Annotated in this window: 34 protein-coding genes; 3 read left to right on the top strand and 31 right to left on the bottom strand. The window is 57.2% G+C overall.

Annotated features, from left to right (window positions below):
- Window positions 1–5: 5 nt before the first annotated feature.
- From J3U87_RS19965 to J3U87_RS19820, 30 genes are all read right to left on the bottom strand, one after another.
- Window positions 6–986, bottom strand: a complete 981-nt coding sequence (locus J3U87_RS19965) for a DNA-directed RNA polymerase subunit alpha (protein ID WP_237377540.1) — start codon at window positions 984–986, stop codon at window positions 6–8.
- A 75-nt stretch (window positions 987–1,061) separates the two neighbouring features.
- Window positions 1,062–1,460, bottom strand: a complete 399-nt coding sequence (gene rpsK / locus J3U87_RS19960) for a 30S ribosomal protein S11 (protein WP_237377539.1) — start codon at window positions 1,458–1,460, stop codon at window positions 1,062–1,064.
- A 30-nt stretch (window positions 1,461–1,490) separates the two neighbouring features.
- The gene (gene rpsM / locus J3U87_RS19955; protein WP_237377538.1) at window positions 1,491–1,859 is read right to left on the bottom strand and encodes a 30S ribosomal protein S13; all 369 of its coding nucleotides are present in this window, start codon (window positions 1,857–1,859) and stop codon (window positions 1,491–1,493) included.
- 53 nt (window positions 1,860–1,912) lie between these two features.
- A complete protein-coding gene (gene infA, locus J3U87_RS19950) occupies window positions 1,913–2,131 on the bottom strand; it encodes a translation initiation factor IF-1 (RefSeq protein ID WP_237377537.1) in 219 nt (72 codons plus the stop codon).
- Between the two features lie 106 nt (window positions 2,132–2,237).
- Complete coding sequence (gene secY / locus J3U87_RS19945; RefSeq protein ID WP_237377536.1) at window positions 2,238–3,656, bottom strand: preprotein translocase subunit SecY; 1,419 nt, start codon at window positions 3,654–3,656, stop codon at window positions 2,238–2,240.
- A gap of 34 nt (window positions 3,657–3,690) precedes the next feature.
- Entirely contained in the window at window positions 3,691–4,134 is a 444-nt protein-coding gene (rplO, locus tag J3U87_RS19940) for a 50S ribosomal protein L15 (protein ID WP_237377535.1), read from the bottom strand.
- 13 nt (window positions 4,135–4,147) lie between these two features.
- Window positions 4,148–4,324, bottom strand: a complete 177-nt coding sequence (rpmD, locus tag J3U87_RS19935; RefSeq protein WP_237377534.1) for a 50S ribosomal protein L30 — start codon at window positions 4,322–4,324, stop codon at window positions 4,148–4,150.
- Window positions 4,324–4,800, bottom strand: a complete 477-nt coding sequence (gene rpsE / locus J3U87_RS19930) for a 30S ribosomal protein S5 (RefSeq protein WP_237384518.1) — start codon at window positions 4,798–4,800, stop codon at window positions 4,324–4,326. Before rpsE ends, rpmD begins: the two co-directional genes overlap by 1 nt.
- 52 nt (window positions 4,801–4,852) lie before the next feature.
- A complete protein-coding gene (rplR, locus tag J3U87_RS19925; RefSeq protein ID WP_237377533.1) occupies window positions 4,853–5,215 on the bottom strand; it encodes a 50S ribosomal protein L18 in 363 nt (120 codons plus the stop codon).
- Between the two features lie 18 nt (window positions 5,216–5,233).
- A complete protein-coding gene (gene rplF / locus J3U87_RS19920; RefSeq protein ID WP_237377532.1) occupies window positions 5,234–5,785 on the bottom strand; it encodes a 50S ribosomal protein L6 in 552 nt (183 codons plus the stop codon).
- 11 nt (window positions 5,786–5,796) lie between these two features.
- Window positions 5,797–6,198, bottom strand: a complete 402-nt coding sequence (rpsH, locus tag J3U87_RS19915; RefSeq protein WP_237384517.1) for a 30S ribosomal protein S8 — start codon at window positions 6,196–6,198, stop codon at window positions 5,797–5,799.
- Between the two features lie 82 nt (window positions 6,199–6,280).
- Entirely contained in the window at window positions 6,281–6,823 is a 543-nt protein-coding gene (gene rplE / locus J3U87_RS19910; protein WP_237377531.1) for a 50S ribosomal protein L5, read from the bottom strand.
- A gap of 50 nt (window positions 6,824–6,873) precedes the next feature.
- On the bottom strand, window positions 6,874–7,185 hold the full coding sequence (gene rplX / locus J3U87_RS19905) for a 50S ribosomal protein L24 (protein WP_237377530.1): 312 nt from the start codon (window positions 7,183–7,185) through the stop codon (window positions 6,874–6,876).
- Window positions 7,186–7,238: 53 nt separating this feature from the next.
- Window positions 7,239–7,607, bottom strand: coding sequence for a 50S ribosomal protein L14 (gene rplN, locus J3U87_RS19900; protein ID WP_237377529.1), 369 nt, complete (start codon window positions 7,605–7,607; stop codon window positions 7,239–7,241).
- A 26-nt stretch (window positions 7,608–7,633) separates the two neighbouring features.
- A complete protein-coding gene (gene rpsQ, locus J3U87_RS19895; RefSeq protein WP_237377528.1) occupies window positions 7,634–7,888 on the bottom strand; it encodes a 30S ribosomal protein S17 in 255 nt (84 codons plus the stop codon).
- Between the two features lie 19 nt (window positions 7,889–7,907).
- On the bottom strand, window positions 7,908–8,105 hold the full coding sequence (gene rpmC / locus J3U87_RS19890) for a 50S ribosomal protein L29 (RefSeq protein WP_237377527.1): 198 nt from the start codon (window positions 8,103–8,105) through the stop codon (window positions 7,908–7,910).
- Between the two features lie 6 nt (window positions 8,106–8,111).
- A complete protein-coding gene (gene rplP / locus J3U87_RS19885; RefSeq protein WP_237377526.1) occupies window positions 8,112–8,528 on the bottom strand; it encodes a 50S ribosomal protein L16 in 417 nt (138 codons plus the stop codon).
- Window positions 8,529–8,605: 77 nt separating this feature from the next.
- Window positions 8,606–9,220, bottom strand: coding sequence for a 30S ribosomal protein S3 (rpsC, locus tag J3U87_RS19880; RefSeq protein WP_237377525.1), 615 nt, complete (start codon window positions 9,218–9,220; stop codon window positions 8,606–8,608).
- Window positions 9,221–9,231: 11 nt separating this feature from the next.
- Window positions 9,232–9,573 (bottom strand): 50S ribosomal protein L22, encoded by a 342-nt coding sequence (rplV, locus tag J3U87_RS19875; RefSeq protein ID WP_237377524.1) that lies wholly within the window; start codon window positions 9,571–9,573, stop codon window positions 9,232–9,234.
- A gap of 12 nt (window positions 9,574–9,585) precedes the next feature.
- On the bottom strand, window positions 9,586–9,870 hold the full coding sequence (rpsS, locus tag J3U87_RS19870; RefSeq protein ID WP_237377523.1) for a 30S ribosomal protein S19: 285 nt from the start codon (window positions 9,868–9,870) through the stop codon (window positions 9,586–9,588).
- Between the two features lie 25 nt (window positions 9,871–9,895).
- Window positions 9,896–10,723 carry a 50S ribosomal protein L2 gene (gene rplB / locus J3U87_RS19865; protein WP_237377522.1) on the bottom strand — a complete coding sequence of 276 codons (828 nt, stop codon included), beginning with the start codon at window positions 10,721–10,723 and terminating at the stop codon, window positions 9,896–9,898.
- Window positions 10,724–10,746: 23 nt separating this feature from the next.
- The gene (gene rplW, locus J3U87_RS19860; RefSeq protein ID WP_237377521.1) at window positions 10,747–11,043 is read right to left on the bottom strand and encodes a 50S ribosomal protein L23; all 297 of its coding nucleotides are present in this window, start codon (window positions 11,041–11,043) and stop codon (window positions 10,747–10,749) included.
- A complete protein-coding gene (gene rplD / locus J3U87_RS19855; protein ID WP_237377520.1) occupies window positions 11,040–11,666 on the bottom strand; it encodes a 50S ribosomal protein L4 in 627 nt (208 codons plus the stop codon). The genes rplW and rplD overlap by 4 nt, the downstream gene beginning before the upstream one ends.
- 12 nt (window positions 11,667–11,678) lie before the next feature.
- The gene (rplC, locus tag J3U87_RS19850; protein ID WP_237377519.1) at window positions 11,679–12,302 is read right to left on the bottom strand and encodes a 50S ribosomal protein L3; all 624 of its coding nucleotides are present in this window, start codon (window positions 12,300–12,302) and stop codon (window positions 11,679–11,681) included.
- Window positions 12,303–12,339: 37 nt separating this feature from the next.
- Window positions 12,340–12,663: a 30S ribosomal protein S10 gene (gene rpsJ, locus J3U87_RS19845; RefSeq protein ID WP_237377518.1), complete on the bottom strand. Its 324-nt coding sequence runs from the start codon at window positions 12,661–12,663 to the stop codon at window positions 12,340–12,342.
- Window positions 12,660–14,762, bottom strand: a complete 2,103-nt coding sequence (gene fusA / locus J3U87_RS19840) for an elongation factor G (RefSeq protein ID WP_237377517.1) — start codon at window positions 14,760–14,762, stop codon at window positions 12,660–12,662. The genes rpsJ and fusA overlap by 4 nt, the downstream gene beginning before the upstream one ends.
- 165 nt (window positions 14,763–14,927) lie before the next feature.
- Complete coding sequence (rpsG, locus tag J3U87_RS19835; protein ID WP_237377516.1) at window positions 14,928–15,398, bottom strand: 30S ribosomal protein S7; 471 nt, start codon at window positions 15,396–15,398, stop codon at window positions 14,928–14,930.
- 20 nt (window positions 15,399–15,418) lie between these two features.
- A complete protein-coding gene (gene rpsL, locus J3U87_RS19830) occupies window positions 15,419–15,799 on the bottom strand; it encodes a 30S ribosomal protein S12 (RefSeq protein WP_237377515.1) in 381 nt (126 codons plus the stop codon).
- 213 nt (window positions 15,800–16,012) lie between these two features.
- On the bottom strand, window positions 16,013–17,176 hold the full coding sequence (locus J3U87_RS19825) for a M20/M25/M40 family metallo-hydrolase (RefSeq protein WP_237377514.1): 1,164 nt from the start codon (window positions 17,174–17,176) through the stop codon (window positions 16,013–16,015).
- 156 nt (window positions 17,177–17,332) lie between these two features.
- Window positions 17,333–17,878: a cysteine dioxygenase gene (locus J3U87_RS19820; protein WP_237377513.1), complete on the bottom strand. Its 546-nt coding sequence runs from the start codon at window positions 17,876–17,878 to the stop codon at window positions 17,333–17,335.
- Between the two features lie 813 nt (window positions 17,879–18,691).
- On the opposite strand from J3U87_RS19820, the gene J3U87_RS19815 reads away from it, so the two are divergent.
- Window positions 18,692–20,434 (top strand): GWxTD domain-containing protein, encoded by a 1,743-nt coding sequence (locus J3U87_RS19815; protein ID WP_237377512.1) that lies wholly within the window; start codon window positions 18,692–18,694, stop codon window positions 20,432–20,434.
- Window positions 20,434–21,174 (top strand): hypothetical protein, encoded by a 741-nt coding sequence (locus tag J3U87_RS19810; protein ID WP_237377511.1) that lies wholly within the window; start codon window positions 20,434–20,436, stop codon window positions 21,172–21,174. The genes J3U87_RS19815 and J3U87_RS19810 overlap by 1 nt, the downstream gene beginning before the upstream one ends.
- Before the next feature lie 123 nt (window positions 21,175–21,297).
- Here the strand turns inward: J3U87_RS19810 and J3U87_RS19805 are convergent, their stop codons facing one another.
- Window positions 21,298–22,428 carry a hybrid sensor histidine kinase/response regulator gene (locus J3U87_RS19805; RefSeq protein WP_237377510.1) on the bottom strand — a complete coding sequence of 377 codons (1,131 nt, stop codon included), beginning with the start codon at window positions 22,426–22,428 and terminating at the stop codon, window positions 21,298–21,300.
- Window positions 22,429–22,819: 391 nt separating this feature from the next.
- Here J3U87_RS19805 and J3U87_RS19800 point away from each other — a divergent pair, with 391 nt between their 5' ends.
- Window positions 22,820–23,767, top strand: a complete 948-nt coding sequence (locus J3U87_RS19800; RefSeq protein WP_237377509.1) for a DUF445 domain-containing protein — start codon at window positions 22,820–22,822, stop codon at window positions 23,765–23,767.
- The last annotated feature ends 146 nt before the right edge of the window (window positions 23,768–23,913 follow it).

Below are 23,913 nucleotides of genomic sequence, written 5' to 3'. Positions count from 1 at the left end.
TCCTCTTACTTCCTAAGACTTTCTAAATCGATTTGCATGCCTAAGGTCAGGCCCATCTGAAGCAGGATTTCCTTGATTTCATTCAGGGACTTTCGACCAAAGTTCTTGGTTTTGAGGATTTCGGATTCGGTCTTCTGCACCAGTTCGCCAATCGTGCGAATGTTGGCGTTCTTGAGGCAGTTGTGGGAGCGAACGGAAAGTTCGAGCTCGTCCACGGAGCGATCAAGCAGCTCGCGCAGTTTTTCTTTTTCCTCGTCCTTCTCTTTGGCGGGTGCATCCTCGGGCACGCTTTCGAAATGCACGAAAATGCTCAATTGCTCACGCAACAGGTTGGCGGCGTAAGCGAGCGCATCCTTGGGGGCGACGGAACCGTTGGTCGTGATTTCGATCGTGAGCTTGTCGTAGTTCGAGTTCTGACCGACCCGCGCGCTACCGACGGTGTACTTCACGATCTTGATCGGGCTGTGTGCGGAATCCAACGGGATGAAGCCGATCTCGAAATCGTCCTTGTAGTTGTCTTCGGCGACCACGTAGCCGCGGTTCATTTCCACCACCATCTCCATTTTGAGATGGCCGTTCTCGCCCAGCGTGGCGATGGGAATGGTCTTGTCGAGGACATCCACATCGGCACCGGTCACGATGTCGTTGGAGGTCACCTCGCCGGGACCCTTGACATCGATGTGGACCCGCTGGGGGTCTTTGCTGTGCATTTTGAACGGAATCGTTTTCATGTTGAGAATGATATCGGTAACGTCCTCGGTCACCCCGGAGATCGAGGTGAACTCGTGGAGAACCCCGTCGATCTTCACGGCGGAGATCGCCGCACCCTCGATAGAAGACAATAGGGTTCTGCGCAAAGCGTTACCAATCGTCGTACCGAAACCTCGTTCGAAGGGCTGGCCGACGAACTTGCCGTAGTTCTCGGTCATTTCCTCTTCGTTGAACTCAATGCGTCGAGGTCTCTGGTAACTTTTCACTTGCATCATACTGGCAATCCTCCGCCGTCGAAATTCTGACAAACCAATGGCTTGGTTAGGGGTGCTTCCGCGGAAAGGGGTAGATTAGACGCGGCGCCGTTTGGGAGGACGACATCCGTTGTGAGGAATGGGCGTCACATCTTTGATGCTTTTGATCTCGAAACCGAGCGCGTGCAACGCGCGAATCGAGGACTCGCGACCGGCACCGGGACCGCTGACATGAATGTCGATCATTTTCACACCGTAATCCTTGGCCTTGTTGCCGGCCGTGGAAGAGGCGACCTGAGCGGCAAAGGGCGTGCCCTTGCGAGAACCGCGGAAACCTTGACCACCGGAAGAAGCCCAGCAGAGCGCATTTCCGTCTTTGTCCGAAAACGTAATAATCGTGTTGTTGAAGCTGGCCTGAATGTGTACCACACCGTGGACGACCGTGCGGCGGTCCTTCTTCCTACCAGATTTCTTAACCGCTTTACCTTTACTCATTTGTTCCTATGCTCCATTCACCGATGTCAATTACTTCTTCTTACCGGCGATCGCAATCCGACGGCCACGCTTGGTGCGGGCGTTGGTGTGCGTGCGCTGGCCGCGACAAGGCAAGTTGCGCTTGTGGCGGTTACCGCGGTAACAGCCGATTTCCATCAGACGCTTGATGTCGAGGCTGATCCGCTTTCTGAGATCACCTTCCACGTCGCCTTCTTCTTGAATGATGCGGCGCAGTTTGGAAGTTTCTTCCTCGGTGAGATCCTTGACCTTGGTCCCCCAGTCGATGCCGCACTTGTCGAGAATCTTCTGGGAACGGGTACGACCGATACCGAAAATGTAGGTCAACCCGATTTCAATACGCTTGTTATGGGGCAAATCAACCCCGGCGATCCGTGCCAAAACTTTACCTCCGGATGGTTCTACAACTTTGGCAGTAGGGTATGGCGAAATACTTATTTGTAACGGTAGACAATCCGTCCACGGGTCAAATCGTAGGGTGAAAGCTCGACAAGAACTTTGTCGCCTGGCAAGATCCTGATGAAATTCTTCCGCATTTTCCCGGAAATGTGAGCCAAAACCTGATGTTGGTTATCAAGCTCGACTTTGAACGTCGCATTCGGTAGGGTCTCAAGCACTACCGCCTGCATTTCAATCGCATCTTCTTTAGCCACTCACACAACCCTTCCACTGAAAAGTAGCCAGGGCATAGCCCTGGCGTAGGCCAACTCACAATCCTAACACCTTTCTCACAGGCGTTACAACCGCGAATTCAGCTCGTTACGCGTACCTTCTGGTGCGCACTTTCGATTTGCCCGCATCGGAAGTAAAACCGTCGTACTTCCGCATCACCAACTGGTTGTCGACCTGATTCACGAAGTCGAGGCCGACACTGATGATGATCAACAGACTGGTTCCGCCGAGGGCGGATGCAAGCATGACCTGAGTACCCTGGTTGAGGATGGCGGGCAAATTTTGGAACAACTCGCCACCCAACCAAACCGGCAGACTCTGAAGCTGCAGACCAGACATGATCAGACTGGGGATGATACTCACCAGCGAGAGGTACAGGCCTCCCCAGAAGGTGAGTCGGTTCAACACGCGTTCGATATAGTCCTGGGTCTCTTGACCGGGACGAATACCGGGGATGAACCCACCTTGTTTCTTGAGATTCTCGGCAGTGTCCTTCGGATTGAACAGCATTTCCACGTAGAAGAACGTGAAGAACATCGTCGCCACGAAGAAGAAGACGTTGCTGAACGGACGACCGTAGAGGAAGTGATCCAACACGCCCATCACCGCGGGATTGGTGCGAATGCTGGGGATCTGGGTCAACATCGAAGGCAACTGAACGATGGAGGCCGAGAAGATCACCGGGATGACGCCGGCGGAGTTGATCTTGAACGGCAGGTAGCTGCTGCCACCGGCCGTCTGGCCTTCGTTCCCGACGCGTTTGGCGTACTGGATGGTGATGCGGCGAACGCCGAGCTCGAAGAACACCACGAAGAAGATGGTGCCCACGATCACCGCCAGGACCAACGCCATGACGGAAGCGGGAATCACGTTGCTCTGTACTTGTTTCCAGATGTCGATCACGGAGCCGGGCACGGTGACGACGATACTCGCGAAGATGATCAGCGAGATGCCGTTACCGATACCGCGTTCGGTAATCTTCTCACCAAGCCACATGATCAGAATGGCGCCCGTAGTCAGCGTCACCATCGCGATCAACCGGAAAAACAGCGTATTTTCGACGGTGATCAGGTTGTTGTTGTTGTCCATGCTGATGAGGATCGTGGTGATGCCCCAAGCGTGCAACAACGCGAAGACAACCGTCAGATACCGGGTGTAGCGGTTGATTTTATTGCGTCCCTGTTCCCCTTCTTTAGAAAGCCGTTCGAGATAGGGCACGGTTTTCTGAAGAATCTGCAAGATGATCGACGCGGTGATGTAGGGCATGATGCCGAGCGCGAAGACGGCAGCGTTGCCGAGGGCGCCCCCACTGAAGGTATTGGCCATGTCCAGCATGCCGCTGCCGCTCACGTTGAACAGATTGGCAATTTCATTACTGTCTACACCGGGCACCAGGACCTGGCAGCCCAGCCGATAGAGGGCCAGGATGCCGAAGGTGAAAAAGATCCTGTTGCGTAAATCCGGGATCTCGAAAATGTTCTTGATGTTTTCGATTACCTTTTCCATGTGTTAACTCTTTACCGAAGGTGTTCGTCGAGGATCAATCCTCGATGACGACGCATTTGCCGCCGGCTTTCTCGATCTTTTCCTGGGCGGATTTGGAAAACTTGTGCGCGTGAAAGGTGATGGCACGACTTAGGTCGCCGTCGCCAAGAATCTTAACACCATCACGGAGATTTTTGATAAGCCCCAATTTGCGGTAGTCTTCCAAGGTGACTTCAGTTACGTCGCGGGTTTCGAACAGGGACAGGTTCAAAACCACGAATTCCTTGCGGAATGGGTTCTTGAAACCGCGCTTGGGCAGGCGACGCTGCAAGGGCATCTGGCCGCCCTCGAAACCGCGCTTACGGCTGTAACCACTGCGGGATTTTTGACCTTTGTGGCCGCGTCCCGCGGTTTTGCCGTTGCCGGACCCAGGACCACGGCCAACGCGTTTTTTGTTTCGGGTTGCGCCGTCGTTGGGTCTCAACTCGTTCAACTTCATGGCCGTATCCTTCTTATTCCACGATTTCCAGAAGATAATCGATCTTCTTGATTTGTCCGCGAACCTCGGGACAATCCTTGAGTTCCTTGACTTGGTTGACCTTCTTCAGGCCAAGCGAGTGAACAACCTTGCGGTGCGTCTTCAGCTTGCCGGCAAGGCCTTTCACCAGACGTACTTTGACGGTGCTCATTATGCTTTCTCCTGATTGATCTCGCGGCCGCGGGCACGGGCGTATTCCGTGGGATCCTGCAGTTCCGCCAGACATTTGAAGGTCGCTTTGACGATGTTGATCTTGTTGTCCGAACCGAGCGACTTGGTCACGATGTCGCGAATACCGGCGGCTTCCACCACGGCACGAACGGCACCACCCGCGATAACGCCGGTACCTTCCTTGGCCGGTTTCAGCAGGACCTTGCCGGCGCCGTAGCGTTCCTTCACCTCGTGAGGGATGGTTCCATCGATGATGGGCACGCGAATCATGGAGTTCTTCGCGGCGGCCACGGCTTTCTTGATGGCGGCGGGAACTTCCAGAGCCTTGCCCTGGCCGTAACCGACCTGACCTTCGCCGTCGCCGACGACGACCATGGCCGAGAAGGAGAAGTTCTTGCCGCCCTTGACGACCTTGGTCACGCGCTTGATGGTGACCACGGAGTCTTTCAGGTTCATTTCATTGAGCGTGGGCTTGTTTGCTTTCACGGTGATCTCCTTTGCATCCCGGTTAGAATTTCAGGCCGGCTTCGCGCGCGGCTTCCGCCACGGCTTGCACGCGTCCATGGTACTGGAACCCCCCGCGGTCGAAGACCACGGTGGAAATGCCCTTGTCCAGCAGACGCTTGGCGATGGAAGAGCCGACGAACTTGGCGGCGTCGATGTTGCCGCCGTACTTGCCGCCACTCTTGAATTCCTTCTCCAGGGTGGAGGCGGATGCAATGGTGTGACCGGTGACGTCGTCGATGGCCTGTACGTAGATCTGCTTAAGGCTGCGGAAAACGGCCAGTCTCGGTTGTTCTTGGGTGCCGGAGATCTTGCGACGAATTCTCCGGTGGGAACGAACCCGCATGTCTTTTTTGCTTTTCTTCATGGAAGTGCGCTCCTTACCTTACTTACCGGACTTGCCGGCCTTGCGCAGAATCTGCTCGTTGAGGTAGCGAACGCCTTTGCCCTTGTAGGGCTCGGGCTTTCTCAACGAACGGATATTGGCGGCCACCTGTCCCACGAGCTGCTTGTCGATGCCCTCGAGGGTGAGGATAATGGACTTGGTGTTGCGGTCCTGTTCGGCTTGAGCGGAAATACCGTCGGGCAGTTTGAAGTCGATGGGGTGCGAATAACCCAGGTGGAATTCCACCGTGGAACCCTTGACGTTGACGCGGTAACCGACGCCGATGATTTGAAGCTGCTTCTTGAAGCCCTGAGTGACACCGACCACGCAGTTGTTGGCCAGGGCGCGCGCCAGGCCGTGCGCGGCGCGCGTGGGGCCTTCGTCGTTGGGACGGTCGAAGTTCAGCTTGCCGTCTTCCAGGTTGGCGGTGATGCCGGAGGGAATCGGGCTCTTCAGTTTGCCCTTGGGGCCTTCCACGAAGACTTCGTTACCTTCGATGCGGGCCTTGACGTTCTTGGGCATGACGATTTCTTTTCTTCCGATACGTGACATGGCGTTCCCCCTTACCAGACCTTGCAGAGGACCTCGCCGCCCACGCCCATATGACGGGCCTTGGCGTCGGTCATGATCCCTCTGCTGGTGGTGATGATGGAAATGCCCAGGCCGTCGAGAACCTTGGGCAACCTGTCCTTACCGGAGTAAACGCGGCGACCGGGCTTGGAAACCCGCTTCAAGCCGTGAATCAACGGCTCGCCTTGGGCGTTGTACTTCAGGTACACGCGAATGATGGGGTGACTCTTCTTGGTCTCCACCACCTTGAAATTTTTGATGTAACCCTCTTCTTTAAGGATTTTGACAATAGCCTGCTTCAGCTTGGAATTGGGCACGTCCACTTTGTCGTGCTTTGCCATGTGACCATTGCGAATCCGGGTTAACAAATCAGCTATTGGATCAGTTACCATGATCGCTGCTCCTTCAAAACTCTACGAGCTCAAATTCATCGACCCCCCGCCGGATGTCGGAAGGGTGCGGGGGGCGCCGTGGATCTTAGTTCTTGCGGAAGGGGAAACCCAATTCCGTCAAAAGCGTGCGCGCGTGCTCGTCGTTCACCGCGGTGGTGACGAGACACACGTTCATGCCACGTGATTTATCGATGGAGCCGTAATCGATTTCCGGAAAAATCAACTGATCCTTCAAACCGAGGGTGTAATTCCCACGACCATCGAATGCCTTGTTGGATACTCCGCGGAAGTCACGGACCCGGGGCAATGCGATATTCACCAGGCGATCAAAAAACTGATACATCTTTTCGCCGCGTAAGGTAACACGGCAGCCGATGGCCATCCCTTCTCTCAATTTGAAGTTAGAGATGGACTTTTTCGCCCGGGTCACCACGGCACGCTGACCCGACAGTGCGGTGAGTTGTTCCACCGCGGCGTCGAGCGCCTTGTTATTGCCGATGGCTTCGCCTACCCCCATATTGATCACGATCTTCTCGAGTTTGGGAACCTGCATGACGTTCTTCAGGTCCAACTCTTCTTTCAACTTGGGGCGAATAGTTTCCCGATATCTCTTTTCTATGCGATCCATTTTTTCCTCTTAGAGGTTAACCCACCGGAACGGGTCCGGTGTAGGTTCCATTAGTCGAGTACCGTATTGGTGCGTTTGGATACGCGAATCTTCTTGCCGTCGCGTACCTCGAAACCAACCCGGCAGGGTTTGCTGTCGGAGGGATCGATCAACATGAGGTTCGACACGTGAATCGGTGCCTCCAGGTCGACGATGCCGCCTTCCTGGTTTTGGGAGGCACGACGGTGCTTCTTCACCATGTTGCGGCCTTCAACGAGAACCCGATCCTTGCCGGGAATCACTTGAAGAACCTTACCGATCTCACCCCGGTCCTTGCCGGCGACAATCATGACGGTGTCGCCTTTTCTGATCTTTGCGGCCATTTCCTTCTCACCTTGTCCGAGTGCTTCGTGACGGAACCGCTTCCGGTTCCGTATTACAGAACTTCAGGTGCAAGCGAAACGATCTTCATGAACTTCCGATCGCGCAGCTCGCGAGCCACGGGGCCGAAAACGCGGGAGCCGATGGGCTCGCCGTCGTCTTTGACGAGCACGGCGGCGTTTTCTTCAAAGCGGATGTAGGATCCGTCCTTGCGCCGAAATTCTTTTTGTTGACGAACGATGACGGCTTTGACCACCTTCTTCTTCTTGATGGTGCCGCCGGGAATGGCTTCCTTCACGGAAGCCGTGATGATGTCGCCCAACTGAGCTACCTTGGCCACGTCCCCGCCGTGGGGACGGATACACATGATCTTCTTGGCCCCGGAGTTGTCAGCAACATTGAGGATAGATCCCATTTGAATCATGGCAGTGTTCCCTTACTCAAAATCGCTTATTTGTCCAACACGCGGACGAGGCGCCAGGTCTTGCTCTTCGACAGCGGGCGAGACTCGATGATCTCGACGCGGTCGCCGGTTTTGGCCGTGCCTGCCTCGTCGTGGGCCTTGAACTTTTTGGACTTTTTCACGGTCCGTTTGTACAGCGGGTGAGTGTACTTCTGCTCCACACGAACAACGATGGTTTTATCCATCTTGTCGCTCACCACGATGCCGACTTTCTTAACCCGTTGACCTCTGTTATTTTCCATGAAGCTTACCTATATCCTGCTAGCTGTTTTGCGTCTGGCGCTGATCGAGGATGGTTTTCATCCGCGCGATGGTGCGCCGCTTCTGACGGATTTCAATGGGGCTTTCCACCGTACCGATGGCGTTGCCCATTTTCAGGTGCATGAGTTGTTTTTCATGGTCCGCAATGGCGGCGACGATGGCGTCGTCCGTCATTTCACGAATCTCTTGAGCTTTCATGACCGCTTACTCCTCACCGTGGCGCATGACGAACTTGCACTTGATCGGCAGTTTCTGCGCCGCAATTTCAAAGGCCTCGCGAGCCAGTTCGGGGCTGACCCCTTCCATCTCGAAGAGAATCTTGCCGGCGTGAACCACGGTCACCCAGTGATCCACGGAGCCTTTACCTTTACCCATGCGGGTTTCCGCAGGCTTGGTGGTAATCGGCTTGTCCGGGAACATCCGGATCCAAATCTTACCGCCACGCTTGACGTGACGGGTCATCGCGATACGGGCGGCTTCGATTTGACGACTGGTCAGCCAACCGGACTCGAGCGCCTTCAAGCCGTACTCACCGAACGCCAATTCGGCGCCGCGCGTGGCCATTTTAAATTTCAGTTTCTTTTGCACTTTGCGATATTTTGTGCGATTGGGCATCAACATGACGGTATTTCTCCTTCAAAGAACGCAAAAAATGCGCACGGGCCCCATAGGCCATGCCATCTCGACGATGGATCGATCTAGCCCTTGTTAACCCAAACTTTGACACCGATGATGCCGTAGGTGGTTAAAGCTTCCGCAAAGCCGTAATCTACGTTGGCGCGCAACGTCTGCAGAGGCATCTGACCGGAAAGGTATTCTTCGGAACGGGCGATTTCGGCACCATTCAGTCGGCCCGAAACCTTGATTTTAATGCCTTTCGCACCAAATCTCAACGCATTTTCTTCGGCTTTCTTCATCGCACGGCGGAAGGAAATACGGCGTTCCAACTGATTGCAGATGGATTCGGCGATCAACTGCGCTTCCAGCTCGGGTTTCTTGACCTCTTTGATGTTGATGGTCACGTCCTGGTTGGTCCGTTGCGAAATCCAGCTCTTCAGCTTTTCCACTTCGGAGCCCTTCTTCCCGATGATGATGCCGGGACGGGCGGTCAGGATGTTGAGCTTCAGCTTGTTGGCGGCGCGCTCGATGTCGATGCGCGATACGGCCGCGTTACGCAGGCGATCTTTCAATACTTTGCGAAGATTGAGATCCAGGTGCAGGTAATCCGCGTATTCCTGATTCGCAATCCATTTAGAGGACCAGTTCTTGTTGACGACCAGACGAAACCCGGTCGGATGAACCTTCTGACCCACAACTACCTCCGTTATTTCCCAGCTTGGGACAATTCAATACTGATGTGGTTGAACCGCTTGTTGATGCGGAACGCGCGGCCCATGGCACGCGGGCGAATGCGCTTCATCGTGGGTCCTTCGTCGACGACGGCTTTGGACACGTAGAGCTCGTCCACATCGATCATGCCGTCTTTCTGCTCGGCATTGGCGATGGCGGACTTCAGGCACTCTTCGATGTGCCGCGCGGCACGTTTGGGAGAGAACCGGAGAATCTCCAGAGCTCGGTCGACTTTTTCACCGCGGATCTGGTCGATGACCAGACGCGCCTTGCGGGCGGATCCGCGAATGTATTTTGCTTTGGCCTTGGCAATCACGGGATCCCCCTATTATCTTCTGGAACCTTTTTGGTTTTTCTGGCCGGCGTGACCGCGCCAGGTGCGGGTGGGCGAGAACTCACCCAACTTGTGGCCGACCATGTTTTCCTGGACGTACACGGGGATGAATTTCTGGCCGTTGTGAACGGCGAAGGTCATGCCCACCATTTCGGGCAGGATGGTGGATCGACGCGACCAGGTCTTGATGACCTTGTTGTCGCTGCGCTCCTGATGGGCGATGACTTTGGCCAACAGGTGATGATCCACGAAGGGCCCTTTTTTCAGTGATCTCGGCATTTCGCGCTCCTTATGGCGATCTCAATTATTTGGTTTTGCGTCTGCGGACGATCATCTTGTCGCTGGCTTTCTTGCGACGGGTGCGCCAACCTTTGGTCGGTTTACCCCAAGGCGTACAAGGATGACGGCCACCGGAAGAACGACCTTCACCACCACCCATGGGGTGGTCGACCGGGTTCATGGTGACGCCGCGGTTGTGGGGCTTCTTGCCCATCCAACGCTTGCGGCCCGCTTTACCGAGTTTTTTGATCTCGTTTTCCATATTGCCCACCTGACCGACGGAAGCACGGCAGTCGAGGTGAACCAGGCGAACTTCGCCCGAAGGGAGACGCAGGGTGGCGTACTCGTTTTCCTTACCCAGCAACTGAGCGTAGGCACCGGCGCTGCGGGCCATCTGGCCACCCTTGCCGATTTTCAGCTCGATGTTGTGGATCAGGGTACCAACCGGGATGTTGCGCAGAGGCAGACAGTTGCCGGGGATGATGTCGGCGTCGGCACCGGACATGACGGTGTCGCCGGCCTTCAGGCCCACGGGCGCGAGGATGTAGCGGAACTCGCCGTCGGCGTACTTCAACAAGGCGATGTGGCTGCTGCGGTTCGGATCGTACTCGACCTGAACGACTGTCGCGGGAACGCCGTCTTTGGTGCGCTTGAAATCGATCACGCGGTATCTGCGCTTGTGGCCACCGCCACGGAAGCGGATGCGAATGCGACCTTTGTTGTCACGGCCGCCCTTCTTGCTGAGGCCTTCGGTCAACGACTTCTTCGGACCGGTCTTGGCCAGGCCCTCGTGAATGGGCAACTTAAGCGAGCGGACACCCGGAGAGGTCGGTTTAAATGATTTCATAGCCATTGGAACAACTCCTGTTCGATTGCTTAGGTGCCTTCGAAGTACTCGATTTCACCGGAGCCGGGCTGCACGGTGACGTAAGCCTTCTTCCATGCCGCGGTCTTGCCCATGTGGCGGCCGATGCGGCGTTTCTTGGCCTTGACGTTGGAAGTCTTGACGTCGGTCACGACCACTTCAAAGTGCTTCTCGACAGCAGCTTTGATTTCGATCTTGTTGGCATCGGGGCGGACGCGAAACACGTACACGTTGTCGCTCGCCTTTTCGGCCAGGCTCTTCTCGGACAGGTGAGGAGCCAAGAGGATTTTCGTCAAACGATCGTTCATTTCTTCAATACCTCCTGGAGCTGCAAAACCGCCTCTTTGGAGATCACCAGGCTGTCGTATTTCAACAGGTCGTGGATGTTCAGCGCCAAAGAAGTCAAATGCTTGACCGTCGGCAGGTTGTTGGAGGCGCGCTCCAGATTGTCATTGCCCTGGGTGTCCACGACCAATACCTTGCCGTCTTGACCCAAGCCTTTGATCACGCCCACCAGACTCTTGGTCTTGTGGCTTTCCAGCGACCAGTCGTCGACGATCTTCATGCCGCCGTTGGCCAACTTGTCGGAAAGAGCGCTGGCGAGGGCGCCGCGACGCTTCTTCTTGGGGAAGGCGTAGTCGTAGCTGCGGGGACGCGGACCGTGAACGGTACCGCCGCCGCGCCATTTCGGGGTGCGGATCTCACCGACCCGTGCGCGACCGGTGCCTTTCTGTTTCCAGAGCTTGCGGCCGGAACCCGCGACTTCGGAACGAACCTTGGTTTTTGCCGTACCGGCACGACCCTTGGCCAGGTAGTGGTTGACCGCTTCCCAAATCAGGTGGCGATTCAACGGAGCGGCAAACACCTCGTCCACGAGATCGAGCTCGCCGACTTGTTCGTTTTTCAATGAAAAAACTTGTGCTTTTGGCATTTCCCTTACTCCTTAACCTTTGCGGATCGCGACCAGGCCGCCCTTGGCGCCGGGAACTGCACCCTTGACGAGCATCAGGTTCTGATCTTCGATAATTTGCACCACTTTGAGGTTTTTCACGGTCACCTTGCGCGAACCCATGTGGCCCGGCAGTTTCTTACCGGGGAAAACACGACTGGGGGTCGCACACTGACCGATGGAACCCGGCGCACGGTGGAAGTGCGAACCGTGCGTCTTGCGACCGCCACCAAAACCGTGGCGCTTGATGACGCCCTGAAAACCCTTACCTTGAGAAGTCGCGGTGACGTGAATCTTCTCGTCGACGGTGAAGTTGTTCACCAGGACTTGATCGCCGACATTGACGCCACCTTCGTCCTCGAGCGGGAACTCTTTGAGGTGACGCAGCGGGGCGACGCCGTTTTTCTTCAAGTGACCGGTTTCGGGCTTGGACAGCTTCTTCGGCGGCTTCTTTTCGACCAGGCCGATTTGAGCTGCGGTATAACCGTCTTTCTCAACCGTCTTCACCTGGGTAACTACACAAGGACCCACCTCGAGAACGGTAACGGGAACCACTCTGCCGGTGTCGTCATAAACCTGGGTCATGCCCAGTTTTTTGCCAAGTATTCCTTTGATCATCCTCTCACTCCTCAACTTACGCTAAAACGCCACACGGTCACTTGGTTTTCGCGTAGGTTTTGATTTCCACATCTACCCCGGCAGGCAGGTCGAGCTTCATAAGCGCTTCAACTGTTTGCGAGGTCGGTTCGAGAATGTCGATTAACCGTTTGTGGCGGCGCTCTTCGAATTGCTCGCGAGATTTTTTATCGACGTGAGGCGATCGCAGCACCGTGAACTTGCGAGTTCTGGTGGGCAGCGGCACGGGGCCGGCAATGACCGCACCGGTGCGCTTGGCCGTGTCGACGATTTGACGCGTCGACTGATCCAGAATTTTGTGATCGTATGCCTTCAATCGAATTCGAATGGTTTCGTTGATCATCCCATACTCCTGATTCCATCGCCAAATACGCCCTGTTGGGGAGCGTATTTCTCCTGAATGGCCTTGGGTGCTTCCGCGTACTGCGCAAACTCCATGGAGAACGTGGCTCTGCCCTGAGAAACGGATCTCAAGGCGGTTGAGTAACCGAACATCTTTGCCAATGACACATGGGCACGTACGACTTGCAGTTCGCCGCGCGATTCCATGTTGAGGATTCTGCCGTTGCGGGTATTGAGATCACCCACAACCGCGCCCATGTATTCTTCGGGTGTGGCGACTTCCACCTTCATGACGGGTTCGAGAATGACGGAGCGGGCTTCCCGTGCGCCTCGCTTGAAGGCGATCGATGCGGCGATCTTGAAGGCCACATCGGTGGAATCCACCTCGTCATAGGAACCGCCCTGCAGCTTGACGCGGACATCGAGCATTTCGAAGCCGGCGAGCACGCCCGAGCGCATGGCCTGGCGAACTCCTTCTTCGACTGCGTCCGCGAACACCTTGGGCAAGGTAGCCGGAGCCACTTGGTTCTCGAAGGCAAACCCGGCGCCCCGCTCACGGGGGCCGACTTCCAGCTTGACTCGGGCAAAGACGCGTTTGCCACCCTGTTGCCGTTCGTAGGTCTCTCCGACCACCGCCTGTTGACTGACGGTTTCACGATAGGCTACCTGGGGTTTGCCAACGTTCGCCTGAACGTTGAAATCGCGAATCATCCGTTTGACCAGAATCTCGAGGTGAAGCTCACCCATGCCGGAGATGATGGTCTGACCGGACTCCTCGTCGATGCGAACCCGGAAGGTGGGATCCTCGAGTGCCAGACGGTCGAGCGTTTGTTTCAGCTTGTCTTGATCGGCCTTGGTCTTGGGCTCGATCGCCACGTGGATCACCGGATTGGGGAAATCCATGCGCTCGAGCAGCAACGGCGCCGCAGGGTCACAGATCGTATCACCTGTCACCACATTTTTAAAGCCGGTAACGGCGACGATGTCGCCCGCCCGTACCTCTTTGACTTCGGTCTGTTTGTTGGCGTGCATTTGGAAGAAGTGTCCGATGCGTTCACTTCGTTCCTTGGCCACGTTGTATACTTTTTCGTTTGATTTGAGGGTACCCGAATAAACGCGAATGTAGGCCAGATCGCCGTATTGGTTGCTGGCGATCTTGAAGACCAGCGCCGAAAAGGGTTCGTCGTCCGCGACCTTGCGCACGACGCTCTCGCTGTAGTCCAAATTGTGCCCGGTCACCGTGCCGATATCCGCCGGAGAGGGCAGATAGTGTGCCACGGCATCCAAGAGACTCTGGACACCCTTGTTTTTGAAAGAGGAGCCACACAGAACCGGGCAACCCTTGAGCTCCAGCGTGATCTTGCGCAGACCCGCGTAGATCTGGTCCTTGGTCAATTCGCCGTTCTCCAGGTAGTCCTCGAGAAGCGATTCGTCCAATTCGGCCAGGGTTTCCATCATGTGCTCGCGAGCTTCGGCGGCCGCCTCGCGGTATTCATCCGAAATCGGCGTGACTTCGAATTTCGCGTCCTTGTCGTCGCCATCCCAGATCACCATCTGGTCTTCGACCAGGTCGATGACCCCGGTGAACTGCTCTTCGATGCCCACGGGCAACTGAATCGCGACGGGCTTGGCACCGAGACGTTCGACCATCATGGCCATCACGCGCTCGAAATCCGCACCGGCGCGGTCCATCTTGTTGACGTAGGCGATGCGCGGCACGCGGTACTTGTCGGCCTGACGCCAAACCGTTTCCGACTGTGCCTCGACGCCGGATACCGCGTCGAAGATCGCGATGGCTCCGTCCAGAACCCGCAAGGAACGCTCTACTTCGGCCGTAAAATCAACGTGGCCGGGCGTATCGATAATGTTGATGCGGTGCTCTTTCCAGGAACATGTGGTGGCGGCGCTGGTAATGGTGATACCGCGCTCTTGCTCGTCTTCCATCCAGTCCATGGTCGCGGTGCCGTAGTGGACCTCACCAATCTTGTGGCTGACACCCGTGTAGTACAGGATCCGCTCGGTGGTGGTGGTCTTTCCGGCGTCGATGTGCGCCATGATACCGATGTTTCTATATTTTTCGAGAGACAGTTCTCGACTCACGCGCTTGCTCCACAAGTCCCCAAAAGAACACTCGGCTGTTTTGGAGGGAAAATTTCAAATGCCGAACCCTAGCGATTCCAGGACATTTGCTTTTTTCGTCGTTGTTTTGCCGGGCGCTTTACACCCTAAGAATCAATTGTCAAAGCCGCTTGAAAAAGCGAGAAATTACCAACGGTAGTGAGCGAATGCCTTGTTGGCATCGGCCATGCGGTGGGTGTCTTCTTTCTTTTTGACGGCACTGCCGCGACCATTGGCGGCATCGAGGATTTCGGCAGCGAGTTTGTCGCGCATGGTCTTTTCACCACGCTTGGTTGCATACTCAATCAGCCAACGAATAGCGAGAGAGGTTTGACGACGGGGGCTGACTTCCACCGGTACTTGGTAGGTAGCACCGCCAACCCGACGCGATTTGACCTCGAGCATGGGACGGATGTTGTCCAGTCCCTTTTTGAAGACTTTCAAAGGATCTTCGCCGGACTTCTTTTGAATGACATCAAAAGCACCATAGGTGATCTTCTGTGCGGTCGACTTCTTGCCGTCCAACATCAAACAATTGACAAATTTTGCCAGAAGGGGTGAGTTGTAAACCGGATCCGGCAAAATCTCGCGCGGCGGAATGCTGCGTCTTCTTGGCATGCGCCTCTCCTAAACCTGAATTACTTCTTGACTTTAGGCCGCTTGGTTCCGTACTTGGAGCGACCGTTACTGCGATCGGCGACGCCGACCGAGTCCAGGGTACCGCGCACGATGTGATAACGCACACCCGGCAAATCCTTCACACGACCACCGCGAATCAAGACAATGGAGTGTTCCTGCAGGTTATGCCCGATACCGGGGATGTAGCTGGTCACTTCGATGCCGTTGGTCAAACGAACACGCGCCACTTTCCGCAGAGCGGAGTTGGGCTTCTTCGGCGTGGTGGTGTAAACCCTGGTGCAAACCCCGCGACGTTGGGGGCAGGCCTGCAGAGCGGGCGACTTGGTTTTCACCAATTGCTGCTCACGACCTTTGCGTATTAACTGATTTATAGTTGGCACTGAAAGACTCCTCAATGTTCAACAAAAAGTTTCTGCGGCCCATGGCGCAAAAACCTGAAGATACTACCATCGGCCCAAGGGAGTGTCAACCGAAAAGGTCCGATCGATTTTGGTTCCAACGGAGCGCCAACGGACCATCGCGAAACGGCGTGGGAACCCGCCCCGTTCACGCCACGCCACCCCTTGCGGGACGGAGGCTCGGCCCGTTTTCGATCACCTGGGCAGGGCCAACAATTCCTCGATCAAACCCAGGCTGCGCACGAAGGCATCGAACAGCCCGTCCACGAGAATGTGTTCGTGGGTCGCGTGCTCGCCCGCACCGGCGACGCCCAGACCGTCCAGCACCTTGATACCCAACTGGGCCAGATGCGAGCCGTCCGAGCCGCCACCCGCCATACCGCGGGTATAGGGCTGACCCAATTGCGCGCACAGTCGCTCGAGCGCGGACCACCCCTCGTGCTCGGCCTCCAGCGGCGGCAACAGGGGTGCCACATCCATATCGATCTCCACCCCGTCGGGGTCGCGATAGGCGGCGACGAACGCCAGGAACGCATCCCACTGGTCGGCCGTCGTCACGCGGACGTCGACACTCATGTCCGCTTCGCCGGGCCTGGTGTTGACCGCGCTGCCTCCGGAAAGCAGGCCCACGTTGACGGTGCGACCCGCGACCAGGTCGGTCTGCGCCTCGGCGGCCAGGAGAAAATGGGATGCAGCCCGCAGGGCGCTCTTGCCCGCGGCGTAGTGGTTGCCGGCATGAGTCGCCAAACCGCGAAATTTCAATTGTATCCGACCCACTCCCTTGCGCCGATTCTTGAACCCCCCGTCGGGCATATGGGGTTCGAAGACCAGTGCCCAGCGCGCACCCCGTGCGTGGCGGGGGAGAATGGTTCGCGAGACCGGTCCCATGGTCTCTTCGTCGGGCGAGGAAATCAAGCCGAGGCGGGACATCGACTCAGGAGCGTGGCTCCGGAAATACCTCAGGCAGAGCAGTCCGATGGGAAGGTTGGCCTTCATATCGAAAATGCCCGGACCGTACCAGCGATTCCCTTCGACGCCGGTGCGCTCGAAACTGCCCACCGGCCAGACTGTATCGTGGTGATACACCAACAACAATTCGGGGGGTCGGGTCGACGGCCCGTTCTCGAAGCGGGCGACGACCGGGCGCGGACGATGGTCCTCGCGCACGACCTTCGCCCCTAGCGCGATCAGGTCCTCTTCCACGATGGCCGCCAGTTCGTCGAGTCGGTCGAACGCGGATGTCGGTGTTTCTACTTTTATATATGTGTCGATGCGATCGATCAGCCAGGCGCGGTGGGTCTCGAAAAAGGAACGCGCCCTTTCGATTCGCGCCTCATCGCGCTTTGGTGACTCACCCATGAAATCCCCCGAATGCATGAACGATCGAGCGGGAAGCCCGAAACGAGCCGGCTCCATCGAGACGGACCCGAATCGGGCTTGCCCACACGGGGCCTGATGGCCGGTAGACGTTCGCGATCGCTTCCGGTTCCGGAAACGACACGTGGCCCCGGCCGATCAGAGCCTGGTGGGAATGCGCTTGTTGGTTTCGGGATCCCAGTAGGATACGTCGATGATCCACGGGAAGTAGACGTGCAGGCTCATGGCGATCACGGACTGGCACGCGTTCCCCATCGCGTGAATCAGACCGTGATCCACCGGGACGATGTCGTTGGTATGGAACACCTCGCGGTGAACGGGTTTGACGGTATCGCGATCGACCAGGCGATACACCTGATTGAAGATATCGCCACGCAACACGCGAACGGAGCCCAGACTGCTCAAGCTGCCGTGATCGTGGACCAGGGTGCCGCCGCCAATCGGCCAGGTGGCCAAGACGACCTCGAATCGCCGTCCCTGATAGATGAGGTTTCGATGGTAGGCATCGGTGGGCATGGGGTCGGGCATGTGCGCATCGATCCAGGCCTCGTCGATTTCGAGACTCTTGAGATAGGGTCCCAATTCCGCAATGCTGTAGTTTTCCCAACGTTCCATTCGATCAATGAGTTGTTCGATAGGCACGGATTGAACCCCCCGTTCCGATTCTTTGGCCAAAATCGTCATCAATGATTCCTTTTTTGTGATTTCGCGTCAGTCGTCAGGTGCACGAGCGACCTGACTCGGCATGGCGGGAACTTCCAGGAGACTCGCCCCCCACAGCGCGCCGGCCTCCATCGAGGCACGGAACCCCGCCCATGCAGCTAAGTTCGAGTCGGCAAAGATTCAACCGGATCGGCGCGCCAGGACCCATTTCGAGCGTTTGTCGGCCGCGCGACGCCCCCTACCGTGAGCCGGAAGAAGCCGAGGTCCAGATGACCGGAGCGACGTCATCGCTCCCACTGCGCCATCACACCCTCCGAGCCCGGTGACTCCGTAAGGCGACATCACCGCATCCACCCGTCTTGCGAACCCTGGGTCCGAGATCGAGCGGCCGCGCCGTCGGCGAAAAACCGAGCTGCCATTCCACGCGGCAACCCCGAGCCGACTCCGTAGTTGGTGACCGAAACTAAGCATATCGGTTCGCGCGCTCCATGTACAGAAAACCTCTCGTATTCGGCGCGGGCTCTATCTCGCAAAATGACGGGACCATGGGAGCGCGCCTCCAACCGACCGTTTTGTTAAACAGGGACCGATCGCGTTTCCGAGAACGGAGGGTCCCGATCCGGTATCCCGGATCGCAGGGATTCGGGAAGGCACCTAGGCCAGGTGCTGTTACAATGATCAAAAACGAGGTTACCTACCTTCCTTTTCGCCCACACGGCCACCTTTGGTTCCGATTTGGACGGCCCATTGCCGACCCGACCTCTCCCCCGCGTCCATCTCAACCCACGAAATGACGGAATTCTTTTGACCCCGCCCAGCATCCAGGAGGATTCGATGCCCCGTACTAAATGGATTTGGATCGCCTTGCTGGTTCTAAGCCCTTCCCTTTACGGCGGAAAACGTACCAAGCTGAATGACGAAGAACGTGCATGGCTCAACAAGGTCGACTTGATCATCACCACCGCCGAGCGAAAAACCTTTCGCAAACGGCTCACCACCCACCACCAGCGCAAGCAATTCATCGAGCTGTTCTGGGCGAAACGCGATCCAGACCTGAGCGACAACCGCAATCCTTTTCGCGAGAACTACCTGGCCCGTTATGACTTCGCCATGGCTCACTTCGAACGGAAAAACGTCTCACGCCCCATGACGCCGCGCAGCCACGTCTTGCTGCTCCTCGGCAAACCGACCAAGATCGAATATCGCCTGGATTTCGGCCTGGTGGGTTTTCGAACCCAGACCCGCCTGCTCAATTACCGTCCCGAACTGTGGATTTACGAGGACCCTCCGTTCGAATTCCGACCCAAACGGTTACGGGTCCAATTTCTGCCGATCAACTCCTGGGGTGATTATGTCTCGGTCACCGATCCCTTTACCGGTCAATGGCTGCGCACCCTGAAGCACAAATTCATCATGCACCCCGACCTGGAAATGGCGCCGGTCCCGACCGTCGAAGAGGAAATCTTTTCCGTCAGTACCGACAGACCGACCATGCCCTCCTCGGCCGAACGCGCGGACGGGGTTCCCCACACCGGACCCAAACCGGCAACGGTGGCCCGCGTGAACCCGACCCAATCGGCCCCGGTATCCAGCGCCCCCGTGCCGGTAACGGCTCCCGAACCCGCCGCCACACCGTCCTCGATGGCCCGGGCCGAAGTGCCCACTCCCGATCCGACCCCACCGGTGGCCCCGCCGACGACTTCTGGTAGCGGCGCCACACCCGTCGACAAGCTCAATCAAACCGACTTGATGGTGCCTTCGATGACCACATCCGGCAAAAGCGGGCAGGAATCACGATTCTCCCCCGAGGCGGGCAATGCCGCGAACCTGCGGGTGACGACCAGCTTCTTCAAGCGCGGTCAGAATCAGGGCCTGTTCATGGGCCGCATCGGATTCCCGCTCAAAAGCCTCGATTTCCGGTTCCAATCGAGCCAGTACGAGGCGCCGTTCATCCTCGACTACGCGATCGTGTCCCCCGACGGCCAGGTCGTTTTGACCAACCGCATCAAAAAGGAAGTCCTGGTCCCCAGAAAGGAACTCCTGGAACGCGAGGGCGCCGTCTTCAGCGAAGCGTTCGCGGTCATCCTTCCCAGTGACCGGTATTCGGTGCGCATGCAGTTGTTCGACGTCAACGGCCAGGAAACCTCCTATCACGAAATCCCGGTGGAATTGGCGCGGCTCAACGATCAATCCAAACAGGTAGTGGACTTCGTACTGATGGATCCCAACGTGGATCCCAAAAATGCGAACTTCACCATTCGCGACCAACCTTTCACGCTGAACATCGCCCCGCATCTCGCACGCGGCGATCGCATTTACCCAGTGCTCGAACTATCCGGCGCCATCACCCAACCGGAAGTCGACTCGATCGTCTTTCGCGCCGTTCGCCAGGACAAAACCATCCAACAGTGGCAATTGTTTCCCGAGGAAGTCACCGTGACCCCACAAGGCACGGTCCTGATCCACCCGATTCTCGAAAGCTCCAACTTGGCCCCCGGCCCGTACGATCTGCACTTCGAGATGGAACTCTCGGAGGGCGAGCTCTTAACCCGCAAGCTGGCGATCGAGGTCCGTTGATGTTGGCGATGGCGACGACCAAGATACTATCGCACCTGCTTCTCACGGCCCTCTTCGCCCAGCAACTGGATGGTAAGTCGATCTTCTACCTGCGCGAGGAGGTGGAGCTGCAACTGCCGGACGGCATCATCGAGGTCAGCCATCGGGACATCTGGATCGGCGCCCGCAGGATGCGCGTGGACAATCCCCAGGACAAAACCAGCCTGATCTACGCCCAGGACATCAACTCGATGTTCATGTTGAACCATCAACGCAAGGAATACGTGTTCGCCACACCCGGTCAGGACAAACGCGTCACCCAACGACCGTTGTTCGGACTGGCCGCCCTTCACAACGGTCAACTGGTGAAACGCGGCTCCTTCCTGGAGGAAACCGGCGGTCGCAAGAAGATCGGCCCCTTCTATTGCCGCGAATTCAAACTGAATTATCCATCCCAATACGGCATCACCACCAGAATCTGGGCTTCCGTCTATCCGGTCCACGTGAGCCCGCGGACCTTTCTTCGCGTATGGTACGCGGGCGCCGGCATCAACCCGCCGCCGGATGTGCGCAGCATCCTCGGCCTGATCATGCGCGAGTTGGGCGGCGTGCCCATTCAACTGACTTCCGAAATCGAGCAGGAGGGCATGGAAATCGTCACGACCAGCACCATCACCGTCATGGAGCGGCGACACGATTTCCCGGACGACATCTTCGACATCCCCAGCGACTACAAAAAGGGCGACATGAGCCAGAATTAGCGCCTGTGTCGTCAGCCTGCGGGGTTGGCGGCACGGGGAATGGGGCTTTCGACCGCTACCGGACGGAACGCCGTCGAAGCACACCGAGCCGGCACGGGAAAGCGCGGCCCCCTTCGATCGGATTCACTTCGGATCGGCATGTCCCAAGAACTCGGGAAGTTCTCCGATGGGGATTCGCACGAAGAAGGTGGCGCCGACACCCGAATCGTTGTTGGTGACGCCCACTTCGCCGTTCAGCAGGCCGGCAAAGACCTTGGCGATGAACAACCCCAAACCGGTCGAAGGTTCCTTGTGCGTCGGTTTGGCACTGAGGCGCTCGTATTTGCGAAAGACTTTTCCGAAATCGACCTTGGACAATCCCGGCCCCTCGTCACTCACCCCGAGGAAAAAGTGATCGGTCTCGCGCCGCAACCGCAGGGTGATGGTGGCGTCCGCCGGCGAGAACTTCACCGCGTTGGTCACGAAGTTCTCGAGAATTTCCCAAAGCCGATGGGCATCCACCATCGCCACACAATTCTCTTCCAGTTCGAGCTCGAAACGCTGGTTCTTGCGCCGGGCCTGGTGAAGATGGCACTCGGCGGTGGAACGCAGCAACTCGGCCAGGTTCACGGGCCGCGGTTCGTCGTCCGAGGACTTGGAAATGGCGCGCTCGGCCTTGGACAGGTTTTCGATGATCTTCAGAATGATCTTGGCCGAGTGGGAGATGTCTTCGGCGACTTCGCCCAGACTTTCCTCTTCGAGAGCGAGCACGCCGAGAATCGCCGACAGCGGATTGCGGATCTCCTGGGTGGCGATGTACAGGATCTCGTCCTTCTGTCGCATGATCTCTTCCAGGGCGCGATTGCGCTCCTCCAACTGGCGAGCCTTGAGTTCCAGTTCCTCCCGAACCCGCTTGAGGGTCAGGTGGGTGTCGACCCGGGCGGCGACCTCCGCCGGATCGAACGGCCGCGTGACATAATCGACGGCGCCGGCCTCGAAGGCGCGAATCTTCTCCTCGGGTTCGGTCAGGCAAGTGATGATCACGATGGGGATGTCCCGAGTCGCGGCATCCGCCTGCAAGGACTCACACACTTGCCAGCCATCTATTTCGGGCATGCGAATGTCCAGCAGGATCAAATCTGGGTACTCCGTGCGGGCCAGCTTCAACGCCTCGGCGCCGCCCTCGGCGAGCAGGATCTGTCGGTCCTCCGCGACCAGCAACTCCTGAAGCACGGAGAGATTGATGGGGTTGTCGTCTGCAATCAAAAGCTTCACGTCACGATTCTCCGGATCCCGATCGACACCACGCAGAAACGGCGGGATCGCGGGCCATATGTGATGTCTGGAATTGCGTCTGCACCAACATCGACCCCGAGAGGTCGGTTTGCCGAGACGCGACGGCCTAGCCAGCGCGAACGTCTCGGGAGTCGGAGATCACGGGTCCGGACGGGTACCAGGCGAGATCACGGCGCGGAAAGGGCTTGTCGCCGCGACACTCTGTGCAATAAATCGTCCGCAGTCGCGAAACGCTTGATTTTACGGCCCGCCCCCTACTTTTTTTCGAGAAGCGCATCTCCGATCGACAGAGGTGAACCTGTGGCATTTCGCACGCGTTGGCTTTATACTCCATAATTTTGTTACACTGCGCTGAGGCGGGAAGGTACTGATGGACAACATTTCGATCGACGACATGACGAGTAAAGAACGAGAAGAGGTGCCCGTGTCGGCGATGGACGAGCACACCGGATTGCCGGAGGGTGAACAATCCGCCCCCGACGGCCCCAAAAACGGAACCGAGCGCGCCGAGACCGAGCCAACCATCGGGACCGTTCCCACGGTGATGCCGCCGGCCACCTTTTTCGGCGAGACCGTACCCACGGAGGCACCGCCGAACGGAAAGCCCAGGATCAACAAAAGCCTGTTGGTCAACGGCATCTGCATCGCCCTGATCGTCATCGGCCAGTTCCTGCCGGAGCCCTTTCGCCACCACGTGCTCGGCGCGGGTTATTTCGGTTTTTCCGGTGCGATCACCAACTGGCTGGCGATCCACATGTTGTTCGAACGCGTCCCGGGCCTCTACGGATCCGGGATCATCCCCCTCAAGTTCGAGTCGTTCAAGAAAGCCATCCGCAACATGATCATGAACCAGTTCTTCACGGTAGACAACATTCGCCGGTTCATGGAGGGCGGCAGCGACAAACCGCTGGACCTGACCCCGATAATCGAAAATTTGAATTACGACTACATCTACGACGCGTTCGTGGACGTCATCAAGAGTTCCAAATTCGGGGGCATGCTGGGCATGTTCGGCGGCAGCAAGGCGTTGGAGCCCATGCGCGATCCCTTCAAGCGAAAACTACGGGAAAAGCTCACCGAAATCACGCAACAGCCGGAATTCCTGAGTTCGATCGCCAAGCGCGACGAGGGACCCGACATGTACGCCCACTGGCAGGAAAAGATCGAAAACATGGTGAACAGCCGCCTGGAAGAACTGACGCCCCAAATGGTCAAGAACATCATCCAGGAAATGATCCGCAGCCATCTGGGCTGGCTGGTCGTGTGGGGCGGCGTGTTCGGCGCGCTGATCGGCTTTATCACCAGCTTCCTGCCCTGAGCCGGACGTCGTGAAGATCCAAATCGACCGGATCGCCAGGCTACCGCGATCGGGGGTTCCACCCGCCTCGAAATTGGTGACATCAAACCCTGTGAAGACCGCGGCAACCGGGTTAAGATGCGGTTTTGTTCCATCTCGGCCGCCTG

Origin of the sequence: Sulfidibacter corallicola, from assembly GCF_017498545.1 — a bacterium.
Classification (GTDB): Bacteria; Acidobacteriota; Holophagae; order Acanthopleuribacterales; family Acanthopleuribacteraceae; genus Sulfidibacter; species Sulfidibacter corallicola.
The sequence above is the reverse complement of the archived record's forward strand: the minus strand, read 5'-3'. Positions and strand labels throughout refer to the sequence as shown.